Raw genomic sequence first — 12,193 nt, 5'->3', positions numbered from 1 at the left:
CGGTCTATACACTGTTAAGCCCGGCGTTTTTTAATAAGAAAGAAATACTTTGGAATATTGTTAAATGCTGGGCTTAACAGCCCAGCCTACTTCTGTTACGTTTTAATGAGCGGCCTGATTAATGAATTCATCATCGTCTGAGTCATCTGGGCCTGCTAAGAACTTATCTTCGTAATCAATTACAAAACCTGCAAAAATACGAATGATGCGATCATCAATTTTTTCAGGATAGTGAACTGAAACACTCCATGTTTTATTGCCAAAATTGCGATTGAGTTCAGCAATTGGATGTGGGTTATTGGTTGAGGCTAAAATCACGAATCGCTCAAAGGTGGGATTTGCATAGGCAAAGCCAATTTCAGTTGCTTTTCCTGACTCATCATAGTCATAAATAGTGAATTTTGCAGATTCAAGCGTTGCCAAATTTCCATCAATAAAACCAATTTGCACACCACGAGTATCATAAATATCAATCTCTTTGGCCCAAGGATATAAAGAGCCTAAAGAAATGACTCGTGTAATACCTGTGGCTTGCCATCCATCTTTATTGGATAAATCATAGTTTGTACGGATACGAAATGCGCTCTTTTTTATTGAGCCAGGATAGGTTTCTTTTTGCAGGGACTTAATCTGATAAACTTCTGAAAATTTATAAACATCCTTTGTCACTACAAAATCATAAGGATGATCTTCATGAACCCCATAACTGTTAGCAAGAGTTGCATAGGATATTGTAAACAGGACAAACAAACATGACACCAATAATTTACGCATACATGATTTCCTTTTGGTTAAATAATATTGAAAATGCCAATTTGGCAAGCGATGAAGGATAAAAAAATATAAATAATTCAATATCCTTCATGCACCTCAAGAAAGGCAGATGTATAGTAAATCAAATTTATTAAGAATTTATTAAGGAATAAATTGTCATCTAAAAATAATCTAGAAACGTCTCAGTGCGACAATATAAACTGGTCGAGTCAGAATGGAAGAATAGCCAATTAGTGATAAAAGTTTTAACCACAAAAGCCTCTCTCAAGTGATGCGAGAACACTTGAGAGATAACGATGAGTTTATCTAGGCCCCCCTAAATGAGGATTGTCCTGCTGGTTATCATCAGCCTCTTCGTGCACTGCAAACTCTTCTGCTGTTTCTGGAGTTGCAAATAAAAAAGCAGATGCAGTTGGGTTGTTGGCAGACTCAAAAATGCTAAATTGGGTTACACTTGCACCACGCTCTTTAGCTGCATGATTATTTTTTACTGGTTTTTCTACATCCTCTGAAAGAGATATGAGATCAAGTTCTTCTTGTATTTTTTGATATCCACGATTCATTGTTGGAATTTTATGGGCCAATTCAGAAATTTTTAAGTTGAGTTCTTTTAGTTCTTCTTTTAATTGTTTCAGTTCTTTATTTAAGGCTTTTTTCACTCTTCTTTTATTAGAATGATCAAGTTGTTTTGCTAAAGCATCGATTTGTCCTTCGAGCTTTGTTGCTTGCATCATCAAGCTTTTCATGGAGGTAAGCACTATGGTTCTGGAGGCATCTCTCATATGCTCCAGTTGTCCACGTATTGCGTGATTGCTATTGGCTAAATGTTCCAATTTATCGGCATGACGTTCTTTAAAGTCTTGATCCCAGCTTACATCGTTGATGTACTGTTCTAATACAGAAGTCAACTTACTTAAAAAACCACTCAGTGCTAAAAGATCGGTTGCAGGGAAGAGATTTAAATCTTGAGTTAACCGAGGAGCCATAATAATAGCGAGATTATGGTAGGTCATACGATTCGTATTATGGAATGTGCCGGCCTGATGCATTAAGTAGCAGTAATGATAAATAATTTCTCCTGCACGTTGATAGTCCACTCGTTTTGAAAGTAAAAGAGCCTGCATGAACTCATCAAATAATTGATTGGCCATATTTGTGCTTTCTTTTTTCTGTTGCGTATTAAGTAATAACTTTAAATTTTTAGAGAAGTCGATGAGTATGCTCTCTTTAGAATCTAATATTGGACTGTTTTTTAAGACGGCGGGTATCATTCCTAAAATGATATGGAGGTGCTCACCATGTACTTGATTATCTTCCATCACATAGTGACTTAGAATATCCACATTAAATTGCTCGCTAATAAGTTGCTCAAGTAACTTTTCCGTTTCTTCTTTGTCACCTGCAATGCGAAAAACCCCAGGAGTTTTTAATAGTTCTGGATGGAGGGATACAACTTGAACAATGGAGCGAAATACATTCACTATGATTTGGTTATTATAAGGGCCAGGCATTTAAACTCTCCGAATATTAACTTATGGCTTTGGTTATAAATATTTTCAAATAAAGGACAATTTGATGTGAGCTTATTTTGAGCATATCTGCCATTTCAGCGCAGAGGCACAATTTTGACTTGATAAACAAATAAGCAAATGCGTAAAAGCCTATCAATGATGATCCTCTATAACTATATAAAATGCCGGGATGATTTACAAACGAAGGGAAGTGGTGAATCGATTATGATTAACCCTAATACCACACTTTAATACTCGGCGTAGCCTGGTTGCTTGCAACCACGCTACCTGTCTTGTGTATTAAGCGTGATAAACAGAGAGATTTAAATTTATTATTTATAAATTTAAAAATAAAAGTAATGCTTTTTGTATATGCATTCTGTTTTCGCTTTGCGTGAAGATAATTGAAGCAGGGGAGTCAGGTAAGGTCTTGGATACTTCTTTTCCTCGCTCCATGGGCATGCAATGCATAAATACTGCTTCTGGTTTCGCATGAGACATTAAGGATTCATTGACCTGGAATCCTTGAAACGCTTCATGGTGTTCCTGACCTTCAAAACCCATACTAGTCCAAACATCAGTGTAGACTGCATGAGCATTCTTAACCGCATTTTCAGGTTTGGAAAAATGATGAATCATATTGGTTTTAATGCGCTGTGCCTGTTCGACAATCGACGCGTTAGGTTGATGGGATGCAGGGCAACAGTAATTAATGGTTACTCCTAATTGCGGCGCCAACAGCATCAAACTGTGCAAAATATTATTTCCATCACCGATATATGCGACAGTAAGCCCCTCTAATGAACCAAATTGCTCCCAAAGGCTTAATAAATCAGCGAGAATCTGGCAGGGATGATGTAAGGCTGAAAGGCCATTGATTATGGGAACTTTTGCACAAGCAGCCATCTCCTGCAAAATTTCATCAGCATGAGTTCTCACCATAATAAAATCCACATAACCATTGAGAACCCTAGCCATATCCGCCGGTGTTTCCTGTTTTCGCGTGTTGCTTACACTTTCAATCGCTATGCCACCCATGCTTTGAATTGCCATGGCAAAACTTAAACGGGTTCGGAAAGAAGGTTTTTCAAAAATCATCGCCAGGCTTTTCTGTGCTAGAGCTTGGCTGTAGAAAGAGGGCGTTTGTTTCAGTGCTTTTGCTTTCTCCAAAACAAGTTTCAACTCTTCTGCGCTTAATTCGGTTCCAGTAAGAAAGTGTTTGTTTTTTCGGGTAGAGGAAGCCTTGATTTCAGCTGTGGACTCAACGTTAGGTAATTTGCTTTGATACGTACCTACTTCAAGGTCAAAAATTGCTTGTTGTAGATTGATCACGAAAGTGTTGGTTGTCACTTCGCTAATCGATTGAGAATGAGTCTCTTCAATTGGCGTTTTTTTAACGGGATTGGTAAGGGACATGTTGAGCCTCCTTGATTAAGTCAGTACATGGATTTTTTCTACGGTTTCTATTTTATTCCTAAGGAATCCTTTAACCAGATATTCTCTAGTTTTTGAATTTCTCCATTTGCTTTAAGTTTTTGCAATGCTTGATTGATTTTTGTTGTCAAAGACGAGCCTTTTTTCAGTGCTAATGCATATCCATAATCAGCTTTGGCAATGACCGAGTAAGATAGTTCTGTATGTTTTTTGCTATAGATTTTACCTTGGGAGCCATCCATTAAAACGACATCAACATGAGCGGCAAGTAATGCTTCAACCGCTTGATTGTTATTATCCAATGCGGTGATTTCCACCTGAGGATAATGTTCTCGTAACCATATCTCCATCGTACTACCAAGTTGTACTGCTACTTTTTTTCCCTTAAGTTGGCTTGGTGTTGTGATGGGTTGATTGGAATGATATACCGAAGCCATGCCCTCAAAGAAATAGGGGGCAGAGAAATCAAAATTGACTTTTCTCGCATCGGTAACAGTGATTGTTGCTATGGCAATATCATCTTGCCCAGAACTTATTGCTGGAAGAACCGTACTGAATTGCATGTTGTCAAAAACAGCCTTTTTTCCAAGTTCTTTAGCAACGAGTTTTGCCAGATCAATATCAAAACCCTTGATTCTTCCATGCTCGCTATATTCAAAAGGTGGATACTCAGCGGATGTGGCGAAATGTAGGGTGTTCTCGTTTTCTTTTGTTTTGCATGAAGATAGTATAAAGCATGCTGTCAGGATAAATAAACTTAAAAATCGATTCATTTGAATTCAAATCCACTAATTATTCATTTTATGAATATACAGATCTGCAGTTTTTTTGTCAATGGAAATGGATATGATTTCAATTTATGTGTCATTCCCGTGTAGGAGGGCATCTATCCATCCATTAATTATGTGCTTCGTTGGGGAGATGGATTTCTACCTGCGCAGGAATGACAGGATTTGGGTGAAGATTCTTCAGGCTTATAGAGAGTTCTGGATTACAAATACTTTTTGCTAGGGTGTCATTAAAACAATCCACTCTTTATTGATATTTAATTAAAGCCTAATTGTTTCCATGCTTCATATAAAATGACTGCAACAGCGTTGGAAAGATTTAAGCTTCGATTGTTCTCACGCATAGGAATAGATAGTGATATGTATTTTTGTAACATTTCCTGAGGTAATCCACGGGACTCGGGACCAAATAAAAACAGGTCATCTGCAGTATATTGAACTTCTGAGTAACACTTTTTAGCCCGTGCGCTGCATGCGTAAATAGTTTTTTGATGGTGTTGTTGAATAAATGTTTCCCAATTTTCATATTGGGCAATAGAGGCCCACTCGTGATAATCCAGGCCTGCACGTCTTAATGCTTTTTCCTGTAATGAAAATCCAAGAGGGTGTATTAAGTGTAATTTTGCCCCAGTGTTGGCGCATAAGCGAATGATGTTCCCCGTATTGGGAGGAATTTCGGGTTGGTACAGAGCAATATGAAACATAAGTTTTATCGTATTAATAAAATATAACCAAGTCCTAATATTCCAGGACACTTTTCATTATAACTTGAATTTGTAGCCTGGGTGAAGCATAGCGTAACCCGGGATTGAGCAGTTCATTCATGCAATACCCCGAGTTACGCTATGCTTCACCAAGGCTACTGAATCAAAGGGTCATAAAGAGTTGGGTTGATAATTGTCTATACGCAAAAAATTAAGTTCATTCACATGTGGTTGGGTCGCTAAAAATTGGATACTCCACAATGCGATTGTCGCATTGTTATCTGTCAAAAAACGTCCATCAGCAAGCAGCAGTGGGTTATTATGAACTGTAATTAGATAGTTATCAGTAAACCAATTAAAAATAGTAAAATCACTTAATAACGTGGGGGAGCCTTTTATATAACCAGGTAATTTGGGGTAAGAAAATGCAGGATAACTTGCTATAAGTTGACTCTTTGATGCATTAAAAAGAGGGATTGAAGCATCAATGATATATATCCGATCTGTATTTAAAGCAATACCTCTCCATTGTGTTGAACTAAGTAATTTAGGAAATACACGTACTTTCTTTATATTTAACCTCAATTTGGCAAGTTCGCCACGAAATGCACTCATTGCGCGTTGATGTTGCACGATATGAAACAGCATAAATGAACTTACTAGTACTAAAGCAATAATAACGGGGCGCCTTTTATCAAAGACAAGCGTTGCGACAACGCCCAAAAACAAGGGAATGGTTACAAAGGGATCAATAATAGAAACAATGTCCCAACTTACCCTGGCTGTTGAAAATGGCCAAAATAAAACAGTCCCATAATGAGTGCAGGCGTCTAACAGACCATGAGTTGAATATCCAATCAAAGCGGCCAAGAACGTAAATTTCCAATGGGTGCGAAAGCGTTTAAAAAGTAATAAAAGTAACGTAATGATTAACGCACCCACTGGAATAAAAAGCAGGGAATGAGTGAAGTAACGGTGATAGAGGAAAAACAGCATTGGATTGCCTGACTCTTGAATGAATACATCCAAATCAGGTGCCATTGCTGCTAAGCCACCTACAAGCCAGGCATTGTGTTTATCGTGTTGATATAAAATTGCCTGCGAGCAGGCTGCTCCTAAAACTGCATGTGTGACTGGATCCATTTTTTTATTCCTGAAGGAGTATGATGCTTCAGCATTTTACAGCGGGGCATTGCTCACAGAAAATGCTTCCTGCCTTTTGCAACAGCAATCGTCAGGAAGCAAACAAAAGTTTAATGCGCAAGACAGGGCTCTTCTTCAAGATAGCCACTTAATACGGCGTGCTCACTGTTTATCCAATGAAGTCTTGGTGAACCCGATTTCTCCGTAGGTCTATATAAATGGTTTACTAGACTCTCTAAATAGCTTGGATTGGTAAATAGAGCGATGGCGGTACGATTCTTTAATACTCTAGATATTCCATTGCTGTAGAGCAAGTTAAATTCGCCATCTAGGGTGACCATAACCGTTTGCAGCACGCCCACCCCATAACCATCTTGCTTTACTAAAAATACAGAGAATGGGGTTGCGTATTGAGTACTCTCTTTGAAATTAATTTTGAACTCTTGAATACCATAGTCAGTTGGCCATTGAACATGACGTAGTCCTGTTTGCTTACTTAAGATACCGCGTTCATTGAATTGTAATCTACCTTCATCTACAGCTACATTGTCAACAAAGACTCGAGCTATCCATATGCCAGTTCCAATTCGTGCTAATTTAACAGTTAATACATATGTATTCGATATAGAGTCGAAGAGAGTGGATGAGGTTACATAGTCATCACCCTCGCTTGCCGTAGCAGGAAGATTGGCCCCGATTTTTACATTGCTGGTTGCTTTAGGTGCTAAATTTTTTGTGGGAATTTTGATTTTACTTAAGTGTTTGGGATCTGCTCTTTTTGTCATGCCAAGTAGGTAGGCACCCAAGTCTGTACGCAGGTACGCATTGGCGTCTAAAGAGAGGCTTCCAAAACGAGTAAACAGGAGTTCGCTGTCTTTTTTACCGCTTGATACAACAAAATAGCCAGGATTGAACAAGGCAAGATCGAATACATTTCCTGTTGCCCTCAGCGGGCATTGATTTACAGTCACTGACTTTTTAGTTAGTTGAAACATATTATCTGCATGTGCTTGCGATGAAACAATGAGAGCAGCTGCAATTAAAATTGATTTAAGCGACATATTAATTCCTTTTAAATAAAACTGTAGTGAAACAACAACTCGTTTTTGTAACACCAATCTGCTTTTGATTGTCAAAACAGCGCGCTCACTAGAATATCTTGATTTAGGTTCGCTGTCATTCTAGAGAGATATCTAAGTTTGCTTAAGGGGTATGATTAGATCTATGATACAAATTAAGCTTAGAATTCATTAGTTCCCGGACTCAGGACATTAACGCATGCATTTACTTTTTGATTTTGATGGTACGCTAGTAGATAGCTATGACTGTGTCATTGAAAAAACCAATTTATTGGCTGAACAATTCAACTTCAGAAAGATTAAGGAGCATGAAATCGAACATCTCCGTAATCTCTCATCAAGAGAGCTAATCAATTTTTTAAGAATCCCTTTTTACAAAATACCTTCGTTAATACGACAAATTAGACATCTCTTACACGAGCAAATGGTAAATATGCAGCCGGTTGCTAATATTCCTTCCATATTAGAGACCTTTTATAAGTCTGGATACTCCTTAGGTATTTTGACTTCCAATTCAGTTGAGAATGTTCTTGTATGGCTCGACATACATCAAATTCATCATTTTTTTAGTTTTATCCATGATGAATCGAATTGTTTTTCTAAACGCCATTTACTAAAAAAAACGCTCAGGAACTATAAAATTGATAAAAGCAAAGTGTTTTATATAGGGGATGAAACGCGGGATATTGAGGCAGCAAAGAGAAACAACATTCAGTCAATTGCTGTAACTTGGGGTTACAATTCAGAGCAAGCTTTATTAAAGCACCAACCCACTTATCTCGCGAAACAACCTGAAGATTTGTTAACTATCTGCTCCGCATCATTCACAGGGGCTAATGATTATTAAGTGACAAATTTTGTTTCTGATGAACTGAGCTAAATTTAGCTCATGTTAAAAATAAAAAAGAAATAGTTTGAGTCAAGACTGTTTTTTTATTTTTTATTTGTATAAGATAGCTACGTCTAAGTTCATTTCAAGTACCACAGGTCTGTGGATATTTATTTCAACCCAGTAGTGAGTCAGCAATCAACAGCGTTATAAAATGTCCTTACGGGGCTTGCTTCATTTCATTTTAAATCACCAATAATTCCATTTGAGTTATTCACATTTTCTGTGGATAAGTCTGTTTATAGTCTGTCAAATTCCGTGTAGGATTTAGAAATTAATCGACTGATTCATCATTTTCCAATGTGTCCTTCCACGTATTGCTAAAAACAATACATACCTTAATAACCTGATTACATTGTTAAAAAATTGCTAAATTTGTTTGTGTAAATCAATAAAAAACACTGCTTGTGATATATTCGAGCATCAATGATGAAAGGAAATGTGAGTTATGCTGAAAACACGAATTACTATTTTAGGAACCGTTACATTGCTTTTGTTAACAAATGTCTCTGTTGCTGAGAACATTGAGTGCAAAGATTACAATGGAAATAAAATCACGATCAAACCAAAGACTATAACTATTTATAACAATTCTGAAACAACAATTTATCCCATCATAGCAACCAGTAAAAACTCGGTAAATGAGTGGATTCAAGGATGCTTTGGTACTACGGAGCCTTACCCCACAAATTTTGTTTATAAATTGTACGTTAATGAAGGTACAGGAATAGAACCCAAATCCTCGATAACCATTACACTACCGTTATATAGCGAATTAGCGAAGGATCGTTACATTACTTGGTGGAATGGTGGGCGTGTTGTGTTGGCTGATAAAAACGATAGGTTGCGCAATAAGCAAGATGAGGCATTGGCAACGCCTGCTGGTGTTACGTGCGAGGGACAAAACACTGAATGTAAGTTGAGTACTTATTCCAGTGATGTGCAATTTCCAGAAAATATATATGCGCAATTGTCAGAGTATACTTTTGGCGACTCAATTATTCCGCCTAAGAAATCAGTGCGATTGTTAAAACCAGAAAATGTTGGGTATAACATTTCATATGTGGATCATGTGTATATGCCGGTTGCTATTGGACCTAAAAATAATCCCTATATTGGATTCAGTGGCTCAGCAATGTCTTTGACCAAATTTCGAGAGCAGCTTGATTCATTTCTAAAAAATATAGGACAAGGCTGGCCTGTTTATAATTTGAGTGAGTTGAAATTACCTGGTGGTTACAATATTTTTGCACAGCGCACTGGCACTTTACCTCCTGAGGACAATGTACCGGTTAAACCCAAAGACGGGTTTCCACCGGTATTGACAGTATTGCCATGTATTAAAGGCGAATGTACGGAAGAGCAAAAAAAATCACTTCACTTTGGGGACTCGGTTCAACGTATGCAAAATCTATGGGGTTCTTGTGTGAATTGGGATGAAGATCTAAGTAAATACGTCACCCAAAAGGTTGATTGTCCACAAGATTTAAAAGAAAAATTTGGCGTGTTACAACAATTTTTCAAACAGAATCATCAGCAATATTTGCAAATGTATGCAGATAAAAAGTGTAATTTAACGCCTGGCGTGGATCCTGTAGCATTTAACTACTGGGAAGCAATCAAGCACATTTATGGTTGGGTGCCTTTCAACGAGGGATGTGGTGCGGCGGCTAACCCATTGTCTGATACTAAGATTTCTGGATGGGATCATGCCAAGATACAATCTATGTATATTCATGATTTACAATATAATTATAAAGGAAACAATACTCCTGAGACATTGTTTAACCCTTATGTGCAATTGATTCATGATAAAAACTATCTTTCTATGGATGCTTATGGATTCTCTGTCGATGATGCGGTTGGCTTCATGAGCGAATTGGGGGATGGATTGATTTTTACTGTGGGCGGAACTAATGGCCTTGAGAATCAGCAACAGTTTAATTATGCAGATGGTTTCTCAGTGGCAATTGGTGTGCCTCAAGCTCAGGTTGAGCAAGTGAGTAAACCGTTGATTAAGAAGTATGGGGTATGTGTACTCAATCAAGATGCAGCTGACTTGGGTTGTGAGCAAAACAAGCAGGACGTTATTATGCCTGATAATAGTCAAATCGCTGGATTTAGAGTGGGTACGGTCGCTTCATATCCTATCAAGGTACGTTTTACGGACGTCAATGATAATGTATATACCTTTGTCGTCAATACCAAGTTTGCTCCATGCACGGACAATATGGATGCTTCTCAATGTCCGACTAATAAAGCGGAAATCGTCAATAAGCAATCATGCATTGTCATCAAAAGCAATGGCGAGAAGCATCCTCAGTCAGACAACTGGTGTCTGAATGCCAACCCTAATCAACAAAAGGAAAAGCAATTAACCAAGAATTTCATAAGCTTTCCACAACCAGTTGATTATATGCAGTAGTGTTGAAATAGGAGGTATCCCTCATCCGCCCTGACTGGCACCTGATTGAAAAGATCCCCTCCCCCAATTGTGGGTGAGGGGCTGGGGTGAGGGGCACATACCCCGTTATCTGAACTGAGCCTACACCGATAAAATACGCTCGATAGATTGTTCAGCCAATATTTTAATTTGTTCTGCAGTGAACCATGGCTTTGTAAAAAGATAATTCAAACTCATCTTATTCTCCATGGTTGTTACAACAAGATGAGGTGCGGGCATAAAAATGGATGTATTAAAATTGACATTGATTAGCTTAAGATTTCCATACGCTTGAGACAAATCAATTTTGCCTGCATTGGATACGGTAATTGCAACGGGGCGATCCATTTTCTCAATGGTTTCTTTATGTATGAGCAGATTTTTAAACACCGTATTTGTTTGGATATTTTCTTGAATGCTCGCGACGACCTCTTTGGCAAGATCCCATAATGACTCCCCAGGGCTTACTTTATAATAGCCAATAAATCCGGTTGTGGTTGCTGATACCGTTTGTGGGTCAATGGGCGGCTTTACTAAACTTCTTAAATCAATTACTGAGCGGCAAGCAATCATTAATTGTTCCTTGCTGTGATCAAGGTTTCTTCGAATGGTGAGTAAATGTCCAGCGCACAATGCTCCTTGTACCGTAGCACCGTTTTGTTTGCATTTATTAATGATTAATTCGGTTTGTTCTCTAGATAATTCCAAAACAAATACGTCACATTTTAAAGTGGATTGAGACACATCGGGCGATTGAATGGGTAAAACCCTTGGATTATAAGCAGATTCCGTTTGCTGCAATTCGTTAAGAAGGTCTTGTTTATTTAAGCGCCTAATATCTGGTGGAATATAACTTTCTATTGGTGGTGCTACCTCCATTTTAGGATTCTTAGGGCTATTGATAGTGCTACCCTGAATGAGTATGTTGCATGAGGTAAGCAGATTTTTAAGCAGTAGCACACAGGCATGGACGTCAACAATCGCATGATGAAATGTAATAATCAGTTCAAATTGACTTTGTTCCGTTATTTGTTGCGCTGTGTCGGGAAGTAACAAAACAACTTTAAATAAGGACTCTTCTCGATTTAGAGGACTATTGAGTACGTGCTCAATAATCGCTTGACGTTTCTCAGCTGAGTTGATGTGTTCAATAAGTTGAATGGGAATGTTATTGGAGGTTTTTCTTTTCACAAAATAATAATTATCTTTTTTACCTAAAATGAGGCAGTCTAATACAGGATATTGAACCAATAACGCTTTAAAGGCATCGTGAATGATCTCGTGAGTTATTTTCCCCTGTAATTTACAGAAAGCAAGAAGCGGCATATCAAAGTTTACAAATAGGGTTTCACTATTTGAAAGACATCGTAAAATATTCCGTTTGATATCCATTTTTACAGAAGCTTTTGTCATAAATGCTCCAATGGG

The 12,193-nt window shown here is 37.9% G+C and carries 10 protein-coding genes; 2 read left to right on the top strand and 8 right to left on the bottom strand.

Annotated features, from left to right (window positions below):
• Positions 1-102: 102 nt before the first annotated feature.
• The 7 genes from BGO44_RS11750 to BGO44_RS11720 form a co-directional block, all read right to left on the bottom strand.
• A complete protein-coding gene (locus BGO44_RS11750) occupies positions 103-774 on the bottom strand; it encodes a hypothetical protein (protein WP_273200438.1) in 672 nt (223 codons plus the stop codon).
• A gap of 302 nt (positions 775-1,076) precedes the next feature.
• Positions 1,077-2,285 (bottom strand): Rho GTPase-activating protein, encoded by a 1,209-nt coding sequence (locus tag BGO44_RS11745; protein WP_273200439.1) that lies wholly within the window; start codon positions 2,283-2,285, stop codon positions 1,077-1,079.
• Positions 2,286-2,621: 336 nt separating this feature from the next.
• Positions 2,622-3,701, bottom strand: a complete 1,080-nt coding sequence (gene argF / locus BGO44_RS11740) for an ornithine carbamoyltransferase (protein WP_273200441.1) — start codon at positions 3,699-3,701, stop codon at positions 2,622-2,624.
• 47 nt (positions 3,702-3,748) lie between these two features.
• Positions 3,749-4,492 carry a substrate-binding periplasmic protein gene (locus BGO44_RS11735; protein ID WP_273200443.1) on the bottom strand — a complete coding sequence of 248 codons (744 nt, stop codon included), beginning with the start codon at positions 4,490-4,492 and terminating at the stop codon, positions 3,749-3,751.
• 272 nt (positions 4,493-4,764) lie between these two features.
• On the bottom strand, positions 4,765-5,211 hold the full coding sequence (locus BGO44_RS11730; protein ID WP_058511033.1) for a tRNA (cytidine(34)-2'-O)-methyltransferase: 447 nt from the start codon (positions 5,209-5,211) through the stop codon (positions 4,765-4,767).
• Positions 5,212-5,382: 171 nt separating this feature from the next.
• Positions 5,383-6,354, bottom strand: coding sequence for a metal-dependent hydrolase (locus tag BGO44_RS11725; protein ID WP_273200446.1), 972 nt, complete (start codon positions 6,352-6,354; stop codon positions 5,383-5,385).
• Between the two features lie 110 nt (positions 6,355-6,464).
• A complete protein-coding gene (locus BGO44_RS11720) occupies positions 6,465-7,415 on the bottom strand; it encodes a flagellar hook-basal body complex protein (protein ID WP_058511031.1) in 951 nt (316 codons plus the stop codon).
• A gap of 217 nt (positions 7,416-7,632) precedes the next feature.
• Here BGO44_RS11720 and BGO44_RS11715 point away from each other — a divergent pair, with 217 nt between their 5' ends.
• Entirely contained in the window at positions 7,633-8,280 is a 648-nt protein-coding gene (locus BGO44_RS11715) for an HAD hydrolase-like protein (protein ID WP_058511030.1), read from the top strand.
• A gap of 490 nt (positions 8,281-8,770) precedes the next feature.
• Positions 8,771-10,747, top strand: a complete 1,977-nt coding sequence (locus tag BGO44_RS11710) for a hypothetical protein (protein WP_273200449.1) — start codon at positions 8,771-8,773, stop codon at positions 10,745-10,747.
• A gap of 120 nt (positions 10,748-10,867) precedes the next feature.
• Here BGO44_RS11710 and BGO44_RS11705 read toward each other — a convergent pair whose 3' ends face one another.
• Positions 10,868-12,178 carry a phthiocerol/phthiodiolone dimycocerosyl transferase family protein gene (locus BGO44_RS11705; RefSeq protein WP_273200451.1) on the bottom strand — a complete coding sequence of 437 codons (1,311 nt, stop codon included), beginning with the start codon at positions 12,176-12,178 and terminating at the stop codon, positions 10,868-10,870.
• Positions 12,179-12,193 lie beyond the last annotated feature (15 nt).

This window comes from Legionella sp. 39-23, assembly GCF_001897665.1.
Taxonomy (GTDB): domain Bacteria; phylum Pseudomonadota; class Gammaproteobacteria; order Legionellales; family Legionellaceae; genus Legionella; species Legionella steelei.
The sequence above is the reverse complement of the archived record's forward strand: the minus strand, read 5'-3'. Positions and strand labels throughout refer to the sequence as shown.